At 52.4% G+C, this 21097-nt stretch carries 17 protein-coding genes and 4 tRNA genes; 18 read left to right on the top strand and 3 right to left on the bottom strand.

What is annotated here, in order from left to right; genetic code table 11:
* Nucleotides 1-127 precede the first annotated feature (127 nt).
* From C0623_05015 to C0623_05005, 3 genes are all read right to left on the bottom strand, one after another.
* Complete coding sequence (locus C0623_05015) at nucleotides 128-1687, bottom strand: phosphohydrolase (GenBank protein ID PLY01812.1); 1560 nt, start codon at nucleotides 1685-1687, stop codon at nucleotides 128-130.
* Nucleotides 1684-2061, bottom strand: coding sequence for a hypothetical protein (locus tag C0623_05010; protein ID PLY01811.1), 378 nt, complete (start codon nucleotides 2059-2061; stop codon nucleotides 1684-1686). The genes C0623_05015 and C0623_05010 overlap by 4 nt, the downstream gene beginning before the upstream one ends.
* A gap of 80 nt (nucleotides 2062-2141) precedes the next feature.
* Nucleotides 2142-4280 (bottom strand): DNA polymerase III subunit epsilon, encoded by a 2139-nt coding sequence (locus C0623_05005; protein PLY01810.1) that lies wholly within the window; start codon nucleotides 4278-4280, stop codon nucleotides 2142-2144.
* Nucleotides 4281-4482: 202 nt separating this feature from the next.
* On the opposite strand from C0623_05005, the gene C0623_05000 reads away from it, so the two are divergent.
* The 18 genes from C0623_05000 to C0623_04915 all read left to right on the top strand — a co-directional run bounded on the left by C0623_05000 (nucleotide 4483) and on the right by C0623_04915 (nucleotide 20446).
* Nucleotides 4483-5724: a nucleoside:proton symporter gene (locus C0623_05000; GenBank protein PLY01809.1), complete on the top strand. Its 1242-nt coding sequence runs from the start codon at nucleotides 4483-4485 to the stop codon at nucleotides 5722-5724.
* A gap of 19 nt (nucleotides 5725-5743) precedes the next feature.
* A complete protein-coding gene (locus tag C0623_04995; GenBank protein ID PLY01808.1) occupies nucleotides 5744-6043 on the top strand; it encodes a hypothetical protein in 300 nt (99 codons plus the stop codon).
* 55 nt (nucleotides 6044-6098) lie between these two features.
* A tRNA-Cys gene (locus C0623_04990) sits at nucleotides 6099-6172 on the top strand.
* A gap of 50 nt (nucleotides 6173-6222) precedes the next feature.
* Complete coding sequence (locus C0623_04985; protein ID PLY01807.1) at nucleotides 6223-7053, top strand: sulfite exporter TauE/SafE family protein; 831 nt, start codon at nucleotides 6223-6225, stop codon at nucleotides 7051-7053.
* Between the two features lie 10 nt (nucleotides 7054-7063).
* Complete coding sequence (gene amrB / locus C0623_04980; GenBank protein ID PLY01806.1) at nucleotides 7064-7867, top strand: AmmeMemoRadiSam system protein B; 804 nt, start codon at nucleotides 7064-7066, stop codon at nucleotides 7865-7867.
* Nucleotides 7868-8058: 191 nt separating this feature from the next.
* On the top strand, nucleotides 8059-9456 hold the full coding sequence (locus C0623_04975; protein ID PLY01805.1) for a glutamate--tRNA ligase: 1398 nt from the start codon (nucleotides 8059-8061) through the stop codon (nucleotides 9454-9456).
* Between the two features lie 52 nt (nucleotides 9457-9508).
* A tRNA-Gln gene (locus C0623_04970) sits at nucleotides 9509-9583 on the top strand.
* Nucleotides 9584-9618: 35 nt separating this feature from the next.
* Nucleotides 9619-9696 (top strand) — tRNA-Glu (locus C0623_04965).
* 860 nt (nucleotides 9697-10556) lie between these two features.
* Nucleotides 10557-11489, top strand: coding sequence for a hypothetical protein (locus tag C0623_04960; protein ID PLY01804.1), 933 nt, complete (start codon nucleotides 10557-10559; stop codon nucleotides 11487-11489).
* Between the two features lie 549 nt (nucleotides 11490-12038).
* Nucleotides 12039-12917 (top strand): cytochrome C, encoded by an 879-nt coding sequence (locus C0623_04955; GenBank protein ID PLY01826.1) that lies wholly within the window; start codon nucleotides 12039-12041, stop codon nucleotides 12915-12917.
* Between the two features lie 3 nt (nucleotides 12918-12920).
* Nucleotides 12921-15101: a hypothetical protein gene (locus tag C0623_04950; protein ID PLY01803.1), complete on the top strand. Its 2181-nt coding sequence runs from the start codon at nucleotides 12921-12923 to the stop codon at nucleotides 15099-15101.
* Between the two features lie 41 nt (nucleotides 15102-15142).
* Nucleotides 15143-16105, top strand: a complete 963-nt coding sequence (locus tag C0623_04945) for a hypothetical protein (GenBank protein ID PLY01802.1) — start codon at nucleotides 15143-15145, stop codon at nucleotides 16103-16105.
* A 60-nt stretch (nucleotides 16106-16165) separates the two neighbouring features.
* A complete protein-coding gene (locus tag C0623_04940; GenBank protein ID PLY01801.1) occupies nucleotides 16166-17527 on the top strand; it encodes a hypothetical protein in 1362 nt (453 codons plus the stop codon).
* Between the two features lie 11 nt (nucleotides 17528-17538).
* Nucleotides 17539-17613: transfer RNA gene (locus tag C0623_04935), tRNA-Gly, on the top strand.
* A 217-nt stretch (nucleotides 17614-17830) separates the two neighbouring features.
* A complete protein-coding gene (locus C0623_04930; protein ID PLY01800.1) occupies nucleotides 17831-19021 on the top strand; it encodes an aromatic amino acid aminotransferase in 1191 nt (396 codons plus the stop codon).
* Nucleotides 19022-19130: 109 nt separating this feature from the next.
* Nucleotides 19131-19337 carry a DNA gyrase inhibitor YacG gene (locus tag C0623_04925; GenBank protein PLY01799.1) on the top strand — a complete coding sequence of 69 codons (207 nt, stop codon included), beginning with the start codon at nucleotides 19131-19133 and terminating at the stop codon, nucleotides 19335-19337.
* A 4-nt stretch (nucleotides 19338-19341) separates the two neighbouring features.
* Nucleotides 19342-19713, top strand: a complete 372-nt coding sequence (queD, locus tag C0623_04920) for a 6-carboxytetrahydropterin synthase QueD (protein PLY01798.1) — start codon at nucleotides 19342-19344, stop codon at nucleotides 19711-19713.
* Nucleotides 19685-20446, top strand: coding sequence for a radical SAM protein (locus C0623_04915; protein PLY01797.1), 762 nt, complete (start codon nucleotides 19685-19687; stop codon nucleotides 20444-20446). The genes queD and C0623_04915 overlap by 29 nt, the downstream gene beginning before the upstream one ends.
* Nucleotides 20447-21097 lie beyond the last annotated feature (651 nt).

The following is a 21097-nucleotide window of genomic DNA, read 5'->3' as shown; positions in this document are numbered from 1 at the left end:
TCAAATATGAAACCGCCGGTTGCTGACAACCGGCGGTTTTTTTTGGTCGGCGCAAGATTGATTGCCGGTGCTTTCACTGGTGCGGACAAAACGCAAAACCACAACAGCCGGCAGATCCTTTGTTTGTTCAACTCAGTCCGGGCAAAGCTTTCGGGTCGACCTCATCGATCTGCTCATCGATAAAATAGGTCCGGGCGTAGGAATCGTAGAGTCGGCGTTCGACAAAAAGCCGATAGAGATCGGGGTCGACATGTCCTTCCTGACTCATCTGGCCGACAATCGTTAACGCCTTCGACAGCTTGACCGGGGTCCGGTAGGGGCGATCCGAGGCCGTGAGCGCTTCGAAAATGTCGGCCAGGGCGAGCATGCGGGCCTGTAATGAGAGATTCTCGGCTGTTAAGCCCCTCGGGTAGCCTTTACCGTCAAGCCGTTCATGGTGGGCGCCGGCGATCGCCGGAACCTGCTGGAGATGTTGCGGAAACGGCAGTGCTTCGAGCATCTGGATAGTCGAGACGATGTGCTGCTGGATCTTGTCCCGTTCATCGTCGGTCAGGGTCCCTTTACTGATGCAGAGATTGCGGACTTCATCGTCGGTCAGCAGGGTTGCGGATTTATCATTATTTCCCGGCAACGGCAGCTGGGCCAGCTCCCTGATCCGCTCGGCTTTTTCCGGGGATAGAAATTCACCGCCGGAATTAACCTGATGCAGGAATGCGCGGATCTCGGCAAGCTCATCCGGCGACAGTGGCGGCGCCTGCGGAGAATCTTCGGCGGCCAGGGCAAGCAGGTCGAGCCGGGCATCGACCAGGTGAATCCGGTCAAAGATCGTTTCGAGTTTGGTCCGTTTATCGACGACATATTCCGGGGTGGTAATCTTGCCGCAGTCATGCAGCCAGGCCGCCATTTCGAGCTCATGCAGCTCCTGCTCGTTCAGCTCAACCCCGGCATAACACCCCTCGGTTTCGGCGTTGACCGCTTTTGCCAGCAGCATGGTCAGCTCCGGAACCCGTTTGCAGTGGCCGCCGGTATAAGGTGACTTTTCGTCAATCGCCGTTGCCACCAGCTTAACCAGCGACTGTAACAGGTTCTCAAGGCCATCGATCAGAATCTTGCGGGTCAGGGCGACGGCCGCCTGTGAGCCGAGGGAGGCGACCAGCTTCTCGTCTTCGGCTGTAAAACTGACGATTTCACCGGTCTCCGCATCGATCGGATTGATCAATTGCAGAACCCCGATCAATTTATCTTCATGATCGCGCATCGGAACGCTGAGGAAAGATTTTGAACGGTAGCCTGATTTCTCATCGAATTTGCGTGTTCCGGAAAAGTCGTAATCCTTGTTGGTGTAGGCATCTTCAATATTGACGACCCGGTTCTCGAGGGCGGCATAGCTGACGACATTGCGCCGGTTCGGATTGCCGCTTTCATCGTAAAGCGGCACCGGGGCCATGGTCACCGGATTGCCGCTTTTGCCGCCCATCGCCAGGTTCATCGAATCGGCAAAGACGATCTCAAAATGCAGGAATTTATCTTCCTTGTAGAGGTAGAGAGTGCCGGCATCGGCACCGGTCAGTTCCTTGGCGCCGGTCAGGATCGTTTCGAGCAGCTGGTTGAGGTCCTTCTGGACGGAGAGGTCGATGCCGATTGCACTGAGACGCTCAATTTTTTTGAGCAGGTCCGGTCTTTTCATGGTCTCTCCTTGGCCTGCCCGGGCAGGCGGTCGATCAACTGGTCAACAAGCGATTCGACATTGGCCAGTACCTGGGCAATGCCGGCCTTGCTAATCGTATCCCAATGCATGCCGGCAATAAAGGTGACCGTACATTCGAGTGTGGTCGAGATCTTTAACGCCGCCGCTGCCGAAAGCTCGTCCTCACGGTGGTTGGCCACCCGGATCAGTTCGACCTGCGGTTCCCGTCCGGTCCCGGTGAAAACGGCGACGGCAACGGCGCCGATATGCGGTCGATCGCCGCCGGCACAGATGATGAGCAGGTCCTCGCCGACGAAACAGGCTTCGACCGTGACTTCAAAACCGCCTGCATTGGCCGCAAGCTTCAGGCTCATAAAAAATTCCGTCTTATATCAGGCCGGGGAGGGACCGCACAGCCTTGTTAATGATTGAATATTATCTGCATCAGCCGCTGCTAAAATGATTTATTGGCAAACTTCGACGTGGCGGAAGCCTTGATCGCTTCGCCAAGGGTCTTGATCCCCCGGGCTTCAAGCAGCGGGATTAAGCGGATCAGGATTTCGGCGGTCACAATGGCGTCGCCAAGAGCGGTATGGCGACCAACGACCGGGATGTTCATCCGGCCGGCAATGCCGTCGAGAGTGTGGTCACTCTGGTTCGGGTGGACGACGGTCGAAAGGAGTAGCGTATCGAGTACCGGGTTATCGAAGCGGCAGTGTGTTTCGATCTCCTTGAGTTGGAGAAAGCGCATATCAAAAGCTGCATTATGGGCGACCAGAACGGCGTGTTCGGCAAACTGCTTGAATTCGGGCAGAACGTCACCGAATTTCGGTTGCCCGATCAGCATCTCTTCGGTAATTCCGGTTATTTCGGAGGCGATCGCCGGCAGATCACGTTGCGGGTCGATCAACTGGTCCATGGTCTCGTTGTGCTGCAGCTTGCAATTGACAACCCTGATCGCACCGAGCTGGATCATCTCATCGCCGCCGGTCGGATCGAGACCGGTGGTTTCAAGATCAAACGGGACATAGGTTAAAGACCGGAGCGGCATAGCGCCGAGGTATTTGAGGGTGCGGCTCTCGAAAAGATCAAATTCGTAGAAAACCGGGCGTTCTTCGAACTCGGAGCTGCCAATGTACTCCTCTTCGGACTGGTTGAGCGGCAACGAGATAACGATGCCGTTGCAGGTGCCGTCGCTGACCTTGTTGAGCCGCAGTCCCCCTTTGTTGCGGGCGATAAAATCGCGAAAGCTGAAGGTATGCTGATAGGTATCGGTGACCAGGGCCGTGCGCTGCCAGCTGTCGACATCCTCGGTCCGGACCGTGTCCTGCTCCCAGCTCATCATCAGGAGAAGATGGTCGCCGCTCCGCGCCAGAGAAAGGTCGACCTCTTCGATGTTCGCCCTTTTTTTGAGGCGCCCGGCGAGAAAGGCGATCCCCTGGACGGTCGTATAACTGTCGAGCTTGATCCAGCCATCCTGTTGCAGGGTGGTGTTGCAACGGATGCCGAAACGATCTTCGAGGTGTTTGCTCAAGACGTGCAGCAGGTGCTGGCCGAGGACTTCCTCCTGGTGGGAGATTGTGTGGATATTCCGGGCGGCCTCCTCGCGGGTTCTGGTCAGCCGTTTCTGTAAGCCATAGGATTCACGATCGATGGTCTGCCGGTGGGCGGCGAGGCGGGGAGGCTCCATCGTCGGTTCGGAGAGGATCGCCGAAATCGATGAACGGATCCGGGAGAGCGATGCTTCGAGATCATCGATCAATCCCTGGAGCCAGCCTTCAAGGCGGTTGCCCGACTCGATCGCCGGTGCGATATCCTCGATGGTCAGAACGAATCCGGTCATATTGCATTGGTTCTCGGCCACTTCGCAGACCGGAGCCATGTTGAACCTGAGGTATTGGGTTCCGAACGGCAGCATGAAACTGGTGACCGGCTGTTGTTTTCCGGCCTTGAGCGATTGCTGGAGCACATCAAGGCCATGCAGGATCGGGTTGCGTTCAATCAGGGCGAATATCGAACGTCCGAGACCGATCGGGTTCTTTTTGTGGTCCGCCTCAGCGCTCCGGGTCAGCAGTTTCTGGGCCTGAGGATTGTAGAGCAGGATCTGTCCATCGGTATTGCAGACCAGAACGCCACTCGGCAGTTCTGACATCAGGGCGGCCAGTCGGTTCCGTTCGGCATCGAGTGCTGACTGCGAATCATTGATCTTTGCATCGACGCTGGTCTGCATCGTTTCGAATGATTCCGCGTAGTCGTTGATCCTGTTAATCAGCTGCTGAACTTCGCTGGCACCGCGGGGGGCAATTCGATGCCCGGCATTGATCGATGACATCAGCTGGGTCTCTTCCGAGAGCTGCAGGATCGGGATGATGTATAAACGGAAAAGGAGGCTGACCATGCCGCCGACAATCAGGAAAATGACGAGGGCATCGAAGACAGTAAAGACAGCGAGTTTAACAACCAGGGTTTCGAAGAATTCACGATCAGGCGGGTCGAGGCTCATCCAGGACGCGACAAAACTGAAGCCGATCACCAGAAAAATTGCCAGAGCGATTGCAAAGATAAAAAGCCAGTATTTGGATGATGGTTTCATCTTGGTTCCTTCAAACTTTTTTAGTGCTGAGATGATAAGACATCTTTCCGGTTACGTCCAGAACTTGCTTTGACCGGTATCGACAATATGGCTGTTCGAAGTATTTATCGGTCTTCACAATTCTGCTATAATCCATAGCAATTGTCGTTATTATACTTTGTTTGATTAGTCAACCAGTAACACCTAACTATTTGGAATATTAATGCAATCTGTCGCCGGACTTTTTGTTTTAATGACGATCGCCTGGCTTTTGAGTGAAGAGAGGCGATCTGTTCCGCGTCGGATCGTCGTTGTCGGGCTTTTGCTGCAGTTTCTGCTTGCCCTGTTGTTGTTGAAGGTTCCGTACTGCCAATCTTTGTTCCTCTGGCTCAACGATCTGGTGCTGGCCCTGGACCGGGCGACATCAGCCGGTACCGCCATGGTGTTCGGTTATCTCGGCGGCGCTGAACTGCCGTTCAAGGAAGCTTACCCCGGCGCTTCCTTTATTCTTGCGTTTCGCGCCCTGCCGCTGGTTCTGGTTGTCAGCGCTTTATCGGCGCTGCTCTTTTACTGGCGCGTTCTGCCGGTGATTGTCAATTTTTTCTCGCGGCTTCTGCAAAAGGCACTCGGTATCGGTGGCGCGGTTGGCGTCAGCGCCGCCGCCAATATTTTTATCGGCATGGTTGAGGCGCCGCTGTTGATCCGGCCTTATTTGCTGAAGATGAGTCGTTCCGAGCTTTTCATGGTCATGACCTGCGGTATGAGCACCATCGCCGGTACGGTATTGGTCCTCTATGCCTCGATTTTGTCGGCGACGATTCCGGACGCGATCGGTCACATCCTGACCGCATCGCTGATTTCGGCACCGGCGGCGATTATCGTGGCAAGCCTCATGGTTCCGCCGAAACAGCAAGAAATGGCGACCGAAGGCGACGTTGCACTGCCGAATACGTACAATGGATCGATGGATGCGATTACCCGCGGTACGGCTGAAGGGCTTTCTCTCCTGCTGAATATCGTTGCCATGTTGATCGTTCTGGTGGCCCTGGTCAGCCTGGGCAATATCGTTCTCGGGCTTTTGCCGACCGTTGCTGGCGCTGAACTCTCATTGCAGCGGATTTTCGGTTGGCTGCTGGCGCCGGTTGCCTGGCTGATCGGCATTCCGTGGAGTGAAGCGGCAACGGCCGGGACCCTGCTCGGGACCAAGGTCGTTCTCAATGAATTGATTGCCTACCTCGATCTTGCCAACCTCAGCGATTCGGAGCTGTCGGTCCGTTCCCGTTTGATTATGACCTACGCCCTGTGCGGTTTTGCAAATTTCGGCAGCCTCGGTATTATGATAGGGGGCATCGGCAGCATGGCCCCGGAACGCCGGAGCGATGTCGTTTCCCTCGGCCTGAAATCGATTGTCGCCGGTCTGCTTGCGACCTGCATGACCGGTGCTGTTGTCAGTCTTATTCTCTAAGAGATCGGAGCGCTTGATCATGGCTATCGTTGAAATCAGTGTGACCCCGCTCGGGATCAATAAAATGGGTGTTTCCGAGTATGTAGCCGGCTGCCTCGAACTGGTCAGGGAGTCGGGTCTTGATTTCCAGTTAACACCGATGGGAACGATCATTGAAGGAGATCTGTCTGAACTGTTTCCGCTTTTGCAAAGGATGCACGAGGCACCCTTCAATAAAGGCGCCGAGCGGGTTTCGACGCTGATCAAGATCGACGATCGCCGCGACCGGAAACATAACATGCAGGGCAAGGTTGATTCAGTCATGGCGAAATTGGAATAATCGAACAGTTTGCGCTTGACACTGGATGGTCTGGCTGATATTTAATGTACCCTTCGGCCCCGTCGCCAAGTGGTAAGGCAGCGGTCTGCAACACCGTTATCACCAGTTCGAATCTGGTCGGGGCCTCCATTCAACACTAATGAGCCAGCCGTGATCGGTTGGCTCTTTTTTATTAATCTATGGATATCTTCTCGCTGACAACAATCCTGTTGTTTATCCTGCTCTGTTCGCTCGCCGGTTTTCTTGCCGGTCTGCTCGGAATCGGCGGTGGTGTTGTTCTGGTGCCGCTTTTTATCTGGGCCTTCGAGGTGTCGGGAGTCAATCCCGAAGTCGTCGTACATCTCTCGTTCGGTACGTCGCTGGCTATTATCATTCCGACGGCATTCAGTAGCACCCTTGGTCACCGGAAAAGGGGGAACGTCGATTGGCACCAGGTCCTGTATCTTGGTGCCGGGGCGATGGTCGGGGCGGTGATCGGAGCTTCTTTGGCGGCCGCTTTCCATGGCGATATCTTGAAGGCTCTTTTTGGCCTGATGCAGATTGCCGTTGCCCTGAAACTGACCTTGTTCAATCCGCATATGCCGCCGGAACGGGACAGCGGTGTGCCGCCGGGCCAGCTGCTGCTGGTTGGTCTGATTGGTGGTATGTTTTCGGCTTTTTTCGGAGTTGGCGGCGGTGTTGTTGCCGTGCCATTAATGGTCCTTGTTCTGCAACTTCCGATTCACCTCGCTGTCGGTAATTCCAGTGCCCTGATCGTTATCTCGGCAATTACCGGATCCTGCTCCTATGCCTTCTTCGGTTATCATGCCGAGGGTCTGCCGCATTATTCCCTCGGATATATCAACAACCTGGTTGCGGTTCTGGTTGCGCCATTTACGATTGTTCTGGCGCGACTCGGAGTCCGTGTTGCCACCAGAACATCACATGATAAACTGGTAAAGGTGTTTGCTGTTTTGTTGGTCGTTGTCGGAATAAAGATGCTTTACCCGTTTCTGGTCCGCCTGTTTTAGGAAATAGATCATGATCCGTTCACCGGCTGTAGCCGGCCAGTTTTATCCCGATCAACCGGAAAAACTGGTCGAGCTGCTGCAAACCTTCTGTTCAGGCACCGCCGGACGCATTTCGGTTCCCGGAATTGTCGCGCCGCATGCCGGTTATATCTATTCCGGGGCAATTGCCGGCAAGGTTTTCTCGCGGGTTGTTGTTCCGGATAAAGTCATTGTCATCGGCCCGAATCATCAGGGGACCGGTCATGTCGGGGCAGTGTTCGGCGAAGGGAGCTGGCGTACGCCGCTCGGTCAGATCAACATCGATTCCGGTCTGGCTGCCCGGATCATCGATGGCTGTCGCCATTTTTCGGCCGATGTCACGGCCCATCGCTTTGAACATTCCCTCGAGGTTCAGATCCCGTTTATTCAATATCTCAATCCGTCGGCTCAGGTCGTGCCGATCTGTATTGGTCATCTGCCACTCGATACCCTGATCGAAGCGGGTGAATCGATTGCTGATGTGATCACCGCCAGTGGCGAACCGGTGCTGATCATTGCAAGCTCGGATATGACGCATTTCGAATCGGCCGATGCGGCAAAAAGGAAGGATACCCTGGCGCTTGAGAGGGTTGAGAAACTTGATCCGGAAGGTTTGTACGGGACCGTTCGTGACAACCGGATCAGCATGTGCGGTGTTCTGCCCACAGTCATGATGCTGGCAGCTGCCCGTAAGCTGGGTGCTGAAAAAGGTGAGGTTGTTGCTTATGGGACCTCCGGCGATGTCACCGGTGACAACAGTGATGTGGTTGGGTATGCCGGGGTGGTTGTGAGTTAAAAGAAAGTTGAAAGTATCCAGTTGTCAGTTATCAGTTATCAGATTTTTAACTGCCAACTGCCAACTGCCAACTGCCAACTGCCAACTGCCAACTGCCAACTGCTTTTTAGCCTTGTCTTGACTGCCTGCATAAAGTATAAAACTCACAGCCGCTGCTAGCGGCTCTTGTTTTTTTAATCTGGAGGAAATCCATGTCTGATCTGCGTGTCCGTTTTGCCCCGAGTCCAACCGGTTATCTCCATATTGGCGGTGCCCGCACGGCTCTGTTTAATTATCTGCTCGCCCGTAAGGAGAACGGCACATTCGTTCTGCGGATCGAGGATACCGACGTTGCCCGTTCGACCCGGGAATCGGTTGACGCGATTCTGCAGGCGATGGACTGGCTTGGATTCTCCTGTGATGAAGGGCCTTACTATCAGTCGGAACGATTTGATCTCTACCAGGAGAAAATTGATCAGCTTTTAGAGGAGGGCAAGGCATACCGCTGTTATTGTACGGCCGAAGAGCTCGAGGAAAAACGCAACCGGGCCCAGGCTGAAGGGCGTAAGCCGAAATATGACGGTACCTGTCGTGATCGCGATGACCAACCTGCGGATCAGCCGCATGTTGTTCGTTTCCGGTTCCCGCAGGAGGGTGCGACGTCTTTCAATGACCGGATCAAGGGGGTTATCTCTTTCGCCAATGAAGAGATGGACGATCTGATCATCCGTCGGACAGACGGGACGCCAACCTATAATTTCGTAGTTGTTGTTGATGATGCGACCATGGGAATCAACCTGGTTGTGCGCGGTGATGATCATGTCAATAATACGCCGCGGCAGATACCGATGTATCGAGCCCTTGGGTACGATGTCCCGGAATTCGCCCACGTCCCGATGATTCTCGGTTCAGACAAGTCGCGCCTGTCGAAACGGCACGGTGCCACTTCGGTCATGGCCTACCGGGACCAGGGCTATCTGCCGGAAGCGATGGTCAATTACCTGGTGCGTCTCGGCTGGTCTTTCGGTGATGAAGAGATTTTTTCGATGGACGACCTGATCACAAAGTTCAGCCTTGAGAATGTCGGCAAGTCGGCCGGGGTGTTCAATCCCGATAAGCTGCTCTGGTTGAACGCTCATTACATCAAAACCGGTGATGTTGCCAGGTTGGCCGATCTTCTGAAAGGGCATTTGATTGAGCTTGGCGTTGACCCGGAGGGTGGTCCCGATCTTCAGGCGGTTGTTTGTTCTCTGCAGGAGAGGGCTCAGACCCTGGTCGAAATGGCCGAAGGGGCCCGCTTCTATTTTGCCGACAAGATCGACTACGAAGAAAAAGCCAGGGAGAAGTTTTTGACGGCTGACCGCAAGGATGCGTTGGCGGCGGTCATCAAGCATCTCGAAGTCATAACCGAATGTAACGAAGAGTCAGTCGAGCAGGCCTTTGCTGCGATGATGGAAGAGACCGGTCTCAAGTTTGGCAAGTTCGGACCGGCGGTTCGGGTTGCCCTGACCGGTACGACTTCGAGCCCCAGCAATTATGAAATGATCGCAATCCTCGGAATCGAGGAGAGCTGCCGGCGGATCCGGGCGGCGATCGCAGTGTTGGAGTAGGGTATTATTTTTCTTGACTCACCGTTTCGAGTTTGCTACAAGATGCTCCTCTTGGGGTGTCGCCAAGCGGTAAGGCACAGGACTCTGACTCCTGCATTCATAGGTTCGAATCCTATCACCCCAGCCAGGGTTTAATCGGCATATATGCTGTCCCGAATATACGCGCTCATCGTCTAGCCTGGTCCAGGACACCGGCCTTTCACGCCGGCGACGGGGGTTCGAATCCCCCTGGGCGTACCACTGTTATCTGCCTTTATGGCAGCTGAAAAGGCGGAGTGAAAGCTCCGCCTTTTTTTGTTCTTCACCGATTAGAGTGAATACAACATTAGACTCCCGCTTTGGTGACCTTGATTCGTTGTTCGGGGACACTACCCGAAGTTCAGGAAATTGTCCCCTGACCTGAAGACTGAAGAAAGTAAAACCGCGCGGTCGCGGCCGCGCACTCCGCCATACTCTTTTATTGAGCCATAAAAGAGTATGCAGAAAACGGCTCCCTGCCGGGGGCTTTTATGTCCGGGTTGAATTGTTTCTGTTCAACTTTATTGACGGGGAGTTTGCCTCAAGGCAAACGCATCACGTCGCTGTGGCAGTTGCGGTCGGGCTACGGTTCAGTGATCGCGCTGACGGAAGCGACCTCAAGAGTTCCGGGGGTGAGTCAAAGGATTTGCTTTTAAAGTTTTGAGACTTTTCCTGGTTTTCTCTGACAGCTGACAGCTTAAAACTTACAGCTGTCTTATATGTAAGACAGTCGAGCGAGTGGATTTTAATCCGGCGTTCAGGTAACGCCAGTGACTGACGGATTGAAATCGGCGCAGTGAGGGCACCTGATCATCAGGCGGGTGAGCTGGGGTGTCTTTCTTTTGCTCACTTTTCCTGGACAAGCCCTTCGGCTGGCTCAGGACAGGCAAGAAAAGTAAGGATCAAGCCGGGCGATACCGGCGAACCGGGATTATGCTTTTCGGGTGCGGTTAAAAAAGTATGATGGAATTTGAGTACGCACCACTTAATTCGCGGTAAAATTCGATAAACCTTTTTCTGTAGCAGTTGACGCATCGATTACTGCGTGGCAGAATCCGCCCATTAACAGCTCGGATATCAAAATGACTCAACCACTTGCCGAAAATTACTTTTTCTGGACTCCCGAGCCGGGAAAAATCGTTCCAGTCGGTCCGGGCCAGGAACCGGTCACATTGCCGGAAATCCGTTTGCCGATCAAATCGGAACTGTGTGTCGATGGTCAGCCTTCGGATGATGCGATCGGTACCAGCATCTATGATTATCTGCGCCAGTTTCCCGATTGTGAACATAATGTGACCTATGCCGAAATCCTGCGTGATGCCTATCCGCATTATCTGGCCGATCTCGGTTCACAAATCGTCATGCTTGACCATAAAGATGTTGAAGTGCCCTACATCAAACGGAAGCTGGTCCGCATGCGGATTCTGCTGCTGCTCGACCCTGATAATCATGGTTTGAAAATGCAGCTCGGTGTGAATTATTATGAGCTTGGCCTGATGTTTCCCGAACTCCCGTATTGTCGTGATCATTTCACCCGGGCTCTGCGCTATCTGTCCGATCTCGGCGACGATGCTGCTGCCCTCAATTACCTGGCGCGGATTGATTATCTGATGGGAGATCTGCCGAAAGCGATTGAGCGATGGCAAAAAGTCTCTTCAATCGTTGATGATCCGGCAACACGTTCGGCCATCGATGCTCAGGTGGAAACGCTGCAGCAGATGGAGCCGCCGGACAGGCCCCTGATAGAAGGGCTCGAAGCGATCGGCGAAGCTATGCAATTAATGGCGGCCGGCGGACACGAACAGGCCAAAATGATATTTGAAGCGATTGAAGAGGAAAACATTATTCCACAACAATTCCCAAATCCGGAATTTTATTATATGCTTGGAGTCTGTAGGGAAAAAACCGGTGATGTTGCCGGTGCTTTCAGTTCCTATAGCAACGCCCTGGATCTTGATTCGGACCATGCGCCGTCACACGAGGGCCTCGACCGCGTGACAGGAGGGATTAACTGATGTTTTCAGATTTGAGCTTTGCTGATGTGTTGTTTATCCTCCTTGTCGGAGGCGTGATCTACGGATTTGTCTCAATTTCGGCGCTCGGTCGTAAAAAGAAAAAAGAGGATAAGGAAAGCACCTGACTTTCTTTCGAAAGATGCTTTCTTTTGTCACATGTAACTCCCTGCCTTTCTGATGTTTTTCTACTTCCCGGTATCGAAATTTCATTCGCAATATCGCTGAATTCTGTTATATTGCGAATGAAATTACGCCTATTTAATGAATTTTAATATTCTGGCACTCTGTGCTGTCACTTAAGCTACTGTAATTAAAAGACTTTTTATTTGTCTGCTGTTTTTTGTTCGTTTGCATAGTTTTTGCAAACTTTAGTTTGAAATTACGTTCAATCATTTCTTATGTCTGTCTGACGGGTTTTAAAAGGAGGCTGCTTTGACGTCGCGAATTCTTTATACATTTTTCATTCTGGTTTCACTCGCCATAGTCCTGAGTGCATGTGGTGAAATCAGACAGGACCATCCGATTAAGCCGGTACGTGAATATGAAAGAATGATTGTCGGGCGACTCGACGCTGACTATATCGGCAACGAAGCCTGCCTGGAAAAGTGCCATACCTACGGTCATGACAAGTTATACAAAGACTTTCAGGCTTCTGTTCATGCCTCGCAAGTTGATGTCGATAGCGGCCTGCCGCTGGTTAACTGTGAATCATGTCATGGCCCGGCGAGTCTTGCGGTCAAGGGCGTTTCAGACAACGGTGAGCCTTGCAAAAACGAAACCCTGCTGAATCTTGACCAGCTGCCCAAAATGGCACAATCGCTGATTTGTCTGAAGTGTCACTCCGCAGCTTCTACCCCGGTATTGCAGTTCTGGAACGCCAGCCCGCACGCCACCAGCGAAGTCTCCTGCTTCGATTGTCACAACCTGCACAAGGGTCCGCAGCAGAAGGTCAGTCGCGAAGAGGTTGCCGAGCTCTGCTACAATTGTCATCTCAACATCAAAAACGAGTTTAACAACTTCTCGCACCATCCGGTTCCGGAAGGCAAGGTCTCCTGTGTTGATTGCCACAATCCGCACGGGTCAGCCAATGACAAGCAGCTGCTCGGGGCGACGGTCAAGGCAACCTGCACAAAGTGTCACATGGAATACCAGGGTCCGTTTGTCTACGAACATGCCGACGTCACGGAAAACTGCACAAACTGCCATAAGGCGCATGGCGCCCCGAACGAGCCGCTGCTTCAGGTCAACCAGCCGTTTCTCTGCCTGCAGTGCCACGCCGGCCATCACGGGTCGAATTCTGATCGCGGTACGTTGAGTAATCTTGATATGAAGCGGGCTTTTTATACCCGTTGCACCGATTGTCATTCGGCGATCCATGGAACCGATATTCCTTCAACACACGGTCGCGGATCCTTCATCGCCCGGTAGGTTTTGATTGTTATTGACTCTGAATTCAGGGAGATTATCGTGAAAAGATTACTGATTACTTTGCTCACCGTCATTTGCGGTGCCGGAATTGCCCACGCCGACCTGACGAATCTGGGTGCCTACGAAAAGACGTCTGCCGTACTGACAACCGGCTTTTACTGGGCCCAGGGGGATGACTACTCGGCACGGGCCGGTGAATATGTGTCCCAGGATAAAAGCGGCTCCGGCAGTTTGCTCGTAAAGGGAGGCGATGACGGGACCCATTTTATCATCGATGGGAATTACCTGAACGCCAATGATTTCAAATTTGATGCCCATATCGACTCCAATCATGCGCTCCGTCTCGACCTGCGGATTGAGCGGATGATTCATAACCTTGATCACCTGGTCTATGACCCGACAGATCCGGAAGGACGGACGAGCCCGACTACAACGGGAACGACCGGCGCACAGGATCAGGTGCGATATTCTGATTCCAATATCGGCGACGATTACTCGCTCAAGGCATTGACCGGTGAAGCCAAGGTTCGGGTCAAAATTCCGGATATGCCGGCACATGTCAGTATCAGCTACTGGCAGTTCCAGAAAGAGGGGGACGAACAGTTCCGCTTCGTCGACGAAGGATGTTCTACTCAATGTCACATGCAGAGTCGAACCCGGGAGTTTGACCGGACGACCCATGAAATCAAGGGTGGGGTCAATGCGCACCTCGGCAAATTCGATCTCAATCTGATCCATACCTATCGCGAATTTGTCACCGATGACCCGGTTCCGGTCTATTTTTTTAATAATCACTCCCGCTTTCGTCCCGGGGCCGGAGATTTTCAACATGACGCCGACCCGGAATCTCATATGTATGAGACCACCCTGCAGGCACATTCGTCGCTGGCCGGGGGGGTGAACCTGGCCGGATCAGCCACCTTGGGAAGCAGGAAGAACGATACCAAGGTCACCGGGGCCAGTCCGATCCAGGCTGAAATTGATTATTTTAAACTGGCGGCGGATGTGACCCATACGACCAGCGACCGTTTTTCCTATAATTTTAAAACACGTTACCTCAGCCTCGATAACGATAACAACAACCAGATTGATCCCTTTATCTTTGATGGTGTCGGTGGTCTTGATCCTGACCCGACCCTGCTCAGCGTTCGGCCGAGCATCGACCTTGACCGGGCCCAATATGAGTTGAATTCATCATTGAAGGTGAGCAAGAAACTGACCCTGAAGGGGAACCTCAAGGTAGAACAGATCAAACGGACCGAAACCGGCCCAGCCATGCCTTTCAGTAGTTCGGGATTTACCAACGATCTCGTATGGGAACTGCCGGAAGAAGAGGTGATCGTCACCGCCAAGGCGAGTTTCTTCGCCCGGCCGTTTGCAACGCCGCGCAGCCGTTTCAACGGCTGGTACAAGTACAAATACACCGACGACCCGGCTTACGGTACTTCGTCGAGCGATAGCCATCAGATATTTCTGGCGGCGACCTACGCCGACAGTGCAGCCTGGGGTGCCAATGCCTCGGTCAGCGCTTTGCTTGAAAAGAATGATGAATTTGAACATACTGTCATTGTCGATGACACGACGACACCGATTTCCCGGGCTCAGAATCCTCTCGAGCGGACCCGTGAACAGGAAACAGTCAACCTCGGCATCTGGTTCACCCCGGTTGAGCAGTTCTTTACGTCGTTCAATTACGGCTATAATCGCACCTACATTGAACAGGACCTGATGTTCGGCATGAATCCGAATGATGACCCCTTAACGCCATTAGATTTTACGGCCGGACTGACCGGCAGTTATATTATCACCGATCGCGCTGTGCCGTATCTGCAAGAGGTTCACAACTTCAACTACAACTTCAGCCGCCAGTTCAGCCCGCTGCTGAAGGCGAAGCTTGATCTCTCCTACACCCGGTCACTCGGTTACTATGACCCTGATTTTGCTACGATTAACTTCGACTACAATTTCGGAGCCGGAAATGGCGACGCATCGTCGGATGGTCTCAAGGAGATCAGCCGTTACGATATCGACCAGTACGGAGCCCGGATCGGCGTCGATATTTATCCGATGGAGAATCTCGAAGTTGCCTTCGATTATTCATACGATGATTATCGTGATAAATATACGAACGCTTACGATGGATCGGTTCAGACCGGTATGGCGACGATTGCATTACGCTTCTGATGTTCTAAACTTTTAAACATTTGAAGGGCATTTTTTCTGCTATGAAATCTCTGTTCAAATTTCTTCTATTGCTGGTGTTGTCGGCCGGATTGCTGCTCCCGGTCAACGCCGTTGCTGCCGACAAGTTCATGGCGGTTATCATTACCGGTGATCTGCCCCGGTACAAATCGGCACACGAGGCTTTCCTTAAAATTTTGCAAAAAGGTGGGATGACCGAGGACAAGGTCGAGATCTTTGTCCAGCGGCCGAATCCTGACCCGATGTCGTGGACCAATTCCGTGCGCAAGGCTGTCGGTGTCGGTGCTGATCTGATTGTTACCTACGGCGCGCCGGCGACTGTTATTGCAAAAAAATATGCGGATGGAATTCCGGTGCTCTTTGCCGATGTCGGTGATCCGGTTGCTCTCGGCATTGTCAAGGGCCTGGCAACACCTGGCGGCGACATTACCGGTGTCAGCAGCCAGACCCCGATTGAAACCCTGCTGAAGAACTTTGTCGCCTCCTACCAGGCCAAGTCCCTCGGGGTTATTTACTCCGACCAGGATAAAGAAGCGTCTTTCCAGGTCAAGGTTCTGCAGAAAATTTCCGGTAAATACGGGTTCAAAGTTGTTCCCAAGAAAGTTCGGAGCTGTAAAGAGGTTGTCACGTCATTCGATTCTATTGTCGGACAAATTGATAGTCTTTATGTCCCGCATTGTGCCGTTCTTGAACCGGCGATAAACAAACTCGTAGAGAGCGCCGTTGCCGCCAATATACCGACGATTACCCAGGGGCCGGATATGGCAGCCAAGGGCGCGTTGATGGAGTTCTCGGCTGAACCGGTGGAGCAGGGGCAGCTGCTCGGCGTCCATGCCCTGCAGGTACTGAATGGCCAGAAGGCTTTTACTTTGCCGGTCCGGACTCCGAAAAAGGTAAACTTCCTGATCAATTTAAAAACGGCGAAAAAGATGGGGATTAAAATCCCGCTGAACGTGATCGAAACGGCATCAAAAGTTATCAAGTAAACTGTAGATATTTAAATGAATTTATCAAGGAATTCCTGCTTGTAACCGAGGGGCCCGTTAATGACAATATGGGCCCTTTTATATGCGATGAATTTGACCCTACTTAAAAATAAACTCAAAGAATCAGGTGTCATTGATGCCATCAGAGAGGTCTGCTCTGATACGACGGAATGTTATCTCGTCGGCGGCGCAATAAGGGACTGCGTCACGAATCGGCAACTGAATGATTTCGATTTCTGCTTCCCGGAAAATCCGACCGAATATGCCCGGCGTATTGCTGATAATCTCGGGGCCACCTTTTTTATCCTCGATGATGAGCGGGGTCACAGTCGCTTTGTTCTGAAAAACGGCAGCGGCAAATTGACTTGCGATTTTGCACCATTCCGGGCTCCGAGCCTGGCCAGCGATCTGCGGAAAAGAGATTTCACGATTAACGCAATGGCGCTTTCCTGTCTGAGCGGCGATTTTGAATTAATCGATCCTCTTCATGGTTATGACGATTTGACCGATAAAAAATTGCGGGCTTGCAGCGAATACTCTTTTCAGGAAGATCCGCTCCGCTGTCTTAAAGGGATTCGTCATGCGGTTTGCATGGGGCTTGAGTTTGATCCGGAAACCCTGGAACGTCTTACCGATGCGGCTCCGCAAATTGACCAGGTTGCCTCGGAAAGAATCCGTATCGAGCTGTCACGAACGGTTGCAGGTGATAACCCGGTCAAGGCATTTGAGCTACTTAACCAAACCGGGTTAGCCAGAGAGCTTTTTGGTCCGGCGAGTGATGATGCCTTTGTCACGGCCCTGGCCAAACTCAAAGATCTCGATCAGGTTATCCGGACTTTGCGGTCAGGCGCTTGCGGCCGATTCATTAATGACTATCTGATTGAATCAATTGAAGAGCAGGTAACGATTACCGCTGCTCTGAGAATGGCTGCCTTCTTTTATGGTTATCGACCGGTAGCGCTAAGGTCGGTACTTAGTGCACTCCGGTTCAGCAAGCGGACGGTCAATCTTATTGAACAGTTGCAGAAGCTCGATGAAAGCACCGTCGCTTCTTTCGGGGATGTTGCCGTAAAACCGCGAAGCCGGGCCCGCTGGCTGGCCAGTATCGGCAGTGAACCGCTATCCTGTGCCATTTTCCTTCTCCTTGTCTCCCCCGGAACCGTTCAGGATAATCTGTTGCAATGCGAGTTGCTGATCGATTCTTTTCTTGCCTGCAGTGTTCGGGGACGGCTCACTGAATTGGTTGACGGAACGTGGTTCACCGATGAACTGGGGATTGCCGAAGGACCGGAAATCGGCCGTCTTCAAGCCCTGGTCCACCAGGCGGAAATTTCGGGTGATGTGACCACCCCGGAAGAGGCACGTCAGTGGCTGCTTGAGCATCATAAATCAATTGACAATGATTTCGAAGGGAATCTATAATTCCGATCCTTGCGGGAATAACTCAGTGGTAGAGTGTCAGCTTCCCAAGCTGAAGGTCGCGGGTTCGAGTCCCGTTTCCCGCTCCAGTAAACACAAAGGGTCAGGCGATAACGTCTGACCCTTTATTATTAGAATACCGTTGCCGGGAAGACGAAACTTTTTTACGTTTGACATGGATAAAAGCTTGCGGTAGAAGAGGGCTGAAATTAGACTGTATTCAGATTGTCTTTATGAGATTACGGTCGTTTCTGTAACGGCAATTGCCGGAAGTATTCCAACTCCCACTGAGAAAGGTTGTCCGTAATGTTTGAGAATGTACAAATCGCACCCCCCGATCCGATTCTCGGCTTGACCGAGATGTTCAAGGCGGACCCCAACCCGGAAAAGATTAATCTCTCCGTCGGTGTGTACCAGGATGCAACGGGCAAGACGCCAGTTCTGAATACGGTAAAAAAGGCGGAAAAAATAATCCTCGAGCAGGAAAGCTCCAAGGGGTACCTGCCGATGACCGGAGATCCGGCTTATTGTGGGCTGGTCCAGGAGCTGCTGTTTGGTGAAGGCCACGAAATCATTGAGGGCAAGCGTGCTGCAACGGCGCAATGCCCCGGTGGAACCGGTGCGTTGCGTGTTGCCGGTGATTATATCAATACTCTGCACCCCGGCGCCAAGTTATGGTTAAGCAACCCGACCTGGGCCAACCATAATACCATTTTTACCGCGGCCGGTGTAACCTGTGAAGCCTATGACTATCGCGACCCGGCAACCAACGGTCTCGATTTTGACGCGATGTGCGCTTCGATCAAAAAGATTCCGAAGGGTGATGTGATTCTTCTCCACGGTTGCTGTCACAACCCGACCGGTATCGATCCGACTCCCGAGCAGTGGGCGATTATTGGTGATCTGCTCGCCGGGCAGGGGGTTACGCCTTTGGTCGATTTTGCTTACCAGGGACTGGCTGACGGGATCGAAGAAGACCGGGCCGGCCTTCTCGAATTGACCAAAAAAGTCAAGCAGATGTTGATCTGTTCAAGCTTTTCGAAAAACTTTGGGCTCTACCGTGAAAGAACCGGCGCCCTGACAGTAGTTGCTGATAATGCCGAGCAGGCGGCAACAGTTATGAGTCAGGTCAAGCTGCTGATTCGCTACAATTATTCGAACCCGCCATCGCACGGTGGCCAGATTGTTGCGACGGTCCTCGGCGACAAGCAGCTCCGGGCCGAATGGATTGAAGAGGTTGCCGATATTCGCAACCGGATCAACGAGATGCGTCACCTGTTCGTCAAAACCCTTAAAGAAAAGGGCGTCGACCAGGATTTCTCGTCAATTATCGAGCAACGCGGAATGTTCAGCTTCTCCGGTTTGACCAAGGATCAGGTGGAGCAGCTTCGCGACAAGTATTCGATCTATATCGTCGGATCAGGCCGGATTAATGTCGCCGGCATGACACCGGACAACATGGATCGGCTCTGTGATGCAATCAAATCTGTTCTTTGAGTGCGGATCGATACAAAACTCACTTCATATTTAAAAAATGGAAACAAGCCCGACGTTAGATGCGTCGGGTTTGTTTTCGTATATGCTAAGATTGTAGGCGTAAAGAGAAATGAAAGAGCAGAAGAGTCATAAATGCCCACGCTGCAAGAAAGCGGCAACCTGGGATAACAATCCGAATCGGCCGTTCTGTTCGGAAAAATGCCGCCTGATCGATCTTGGGCGGTGGGCCGAAGAGGAGTATCGGATTCCTACCGGAGAGTCTCCGATGTCGGAAGATAATGTTATTCCTTTCAGCGAGGATGAATCAAAGGAGTGAATCGATGTACCATCTAACGATACAGACCCATTTCGCCGCGGCCCACAATCTGATCAATTACCAGGGGGATTGTGAAAACCTGCATGGCCATAACTGGAAGGTTGAAGTCACCGTAGCCGCACAAGATCTCGATAATGCCGGCCTCGCCATTGATTTTAAAATTCTTAAAAAAGAGACGAACGCGGTTCTTGACTTGCTCGACCACAAGTATCTGAACGATCTTGAACCGTTCCGTGAGGTCAGTCCATCGTCCGAGCATATCGCCCGGTTCCTGTATGAAGAACTTTCCAGAAAACTGAACAATGACAAGGTTAAGGTTGATAACGTCAATGTCTGGGAGTCCGACAATGCCTGTGCCAGCTACAGCGAAGGATAGCGCACCGCTGGTCGAAATATTCTCCTCGGCCCAGGGGGAAGGGCCGCTGGTCGGCTGTCGACAGATCTTTGTCCGTTTCTGTGGTTGTAACCTTGAATGTGCTTATTGCGATACGGCACACTATCGTGACAATTCCTGTCGTGTTCAGTCAGAGCCCGGCAGTCATGTTTTCGAGGAATGGGTCAATCCGGTTCGGCTTGAACAGGTTATCCATTTAATTGAATCATGGCTGGCTGAATATCCGGGACTGCATCATTCACTCAGCCTGACCGGTGGCGAGCCGCTGCATCATGGCAATATATTGGTCCGATGGTTGCCGCCTGTCAGGGAGCTTGTTCCGATTTACCTGGAGACCAATGGTACGCAACCAGCGGTGTTGCAGCAGCTGATTGACGAAATCGATTATATTTCGATGGATATCAAGCTCAGCTCGGTTTGCGGTTTTGCAACACCCTGGGGTCGGCATCGCGAATTTCTTGCCGTTGCCGCTACGAAAACGATCTGTGTCAAGCTGGTTGTTGATGCGAATACACCGGTTTCTGAAATTGTTCAAGCGGCCGGACTGGTTGCTTCACTCGCCCCCGAATCGACCCTCGTTTTACAGCCGTTGACCCACAGGGACGGCATCCACATCTCTGCCGAACGGCTCCTCGAACTGCAGGCCGCGGCGTTAACGTCGTATCCGGATGTCCGGATTATTCCCCAGACTCACCGTTTTCTCGATCTGCTCTGAAAAAAGGTTCATCGCGTTTTATCGGGAATAGATAGTGCGCACCCCAATACTGCCACACTTTTCCAATCCAACATGAAAGCATAATTCCAGTTCGCCGGTATCGCCCAGCGAGCCCGCCTGATGATCAGGTTCCCTCACTACACCGATTAGAATCCTTCAGGATCAAAAGCATTTATTAACGCAGGACTTCGTCCGCAGAGACGCAGAGAATTCAGAGGCAAAACTAAACGGTTACGAGCTTTACTCCTTTGGCAGGCCTGGCTCCGTTTTGGTTTTCATTTCGTTAAGAATCTAAATTTTGATTCAGGGACCAAAAATCGTCATTCCCGACTCCGATCACCTGTCCTGAGTTATCTTGTACTGAGCTCGCCGAAGTAGCCGAAGGGGGAATCCATTGATGATTTTGACTTACCCCCGTTGCTCTTGAGGTCGCTCCCACTATCACGACCACTGAACCGTAGCCCAACCGCAACCGCCACAGAGATGTGCTGCGTTTGCCTCAAGGCAAACTCCCTCACAGTATGGTTGAATATAGGCCATCCGGACCGAACCAAAAAGCCCCCTGCAAGGGAGCCGTTTTCTGCATACTCTTTTATGGCTTAATAAAAGAGTATGGCGGAGTGCGCGGCCGCGACCGCGCGGTTCTCCTGT

The organism is Desulfuromonas sp., assembly GCA_002869615.1.
Lineage (GTDB): Bacteria > Desulfobacterota > Desulfuromonadia > Desulfuromonadales > UBA2294 > BM707.
This window is presented reverse-complemented; position numbering and strand designations above follow the sequence as displayed.

Excerpts from the sequence above, each read along its gene's own strand:
- C0623_05015 (PLY01812.1), bottom strand. The coding sequence starts at position 1,687 with ATGAAAAGACCGGACCTGCTCAAAAAAATTGAGCGTCTCAGTGCAATC.
- C0623_05010 (PLY01811.1), bottom strand. The coding sequence starts at position 2,061 with ATGAGCCTGAAGCTTGCGGCCAATGCAGGCGGTTTTGAAGTCACGGTC.
- C0623_05005 (PLY01810.1), bottom strand. The coding sequence starts at position 4,280 with ATGAAACCATCATCCAAATACTGGCTTTTTATCTTTGCAATCGCTCTG.
- C0623_05000 (PLY01809.1), top strand. The coding sequence starts at position 4,483 with ATGCAATCTGTCGCCGGACTTTTTGTTTTAATGACGATCGCCTGGCTT.
- C0623_04995 (PLY01808.1), top strand. The coding sequence starts at position 5,744 with ATGGCTATCGTTGAAATCAGTGTGACCCCGCTCGGGATCAATAAAATG.
- C0623_04985 (PLY01807.1), top strand. The coding sequence starts at position 6,223 with ATGGATATCTTCTCGCTGACAACAATCCTGTTGTTTATCCTGCTCTGT.
- amrB (PLY01806.1), top strand. The coding sequence starts at position 7,064 with ATGATCCGTTCACCGGCTGTAGCCGGCCAGTTTTATCCCGATCAACCG.
- C0623_04975 (PLY01805.1), top strand. The coding sequence starts at position 8,059 with ATGTCTGATCTGCGTGTCCGTTTTGCCCCGAGTCCAACCGGTTATCTC.
- C0623_04960 (PLY01804.1), top strand. The coding sequence starts at position 10,557 with ATGACTCAACCACTTGCCGAAAATTACTTTTTCTGGACTCCCGAGCCG.
- C0623_04955 (PLY01826.1), top strand. The coding sequence starts at position 12,039 with ATGATTGTCGGGCGACTCGACGCTGACTATATCGGCAACGAAGCCTGC.
- C0623_04945 (PLY01802.1), top strand. The coding sequence starts at position 15,143 with ATGAAATCTCTGTTCAAATTTCTTCTATTGCTGGTGTTGTCGGCCGGA.
- C0623_04940 (PLY01801.1), top strand. The coding sequence starts at position 16,166 with ATGACAATATGGGCCCTTTTATATGCGATGAATTTGACCCTACTTAAA.
- C0623_04930 (PLY01800.1), top strand. The coding sequence starts at position 17,831 with ATGTTTGAGAATGTACAAATCGCACCCCCCGATCCGATTCTCGGCTTG.
- C0623_04925 (PLY01799.1), top strand. The coding sequence starts at position 19,131 with ATGAAAGAGCAGAAGAGTCATAAATGCCCACGCTGCAAGAAAGCGGCA.
- queD (PLY01798.1), top strand. The coding sequence starts at position 19,342 with ATGTACCATCTAACGATACAGACCCATTTCGCCGCGGCCCACAATCTG.
- C0623_04915 (PLY01797.1), top strand. The coding sequence starts at position 19,685 with ATGCCTGTGCCAGCTACAGCGAAGGATAGCGCACCGCTGGTCGAAATA.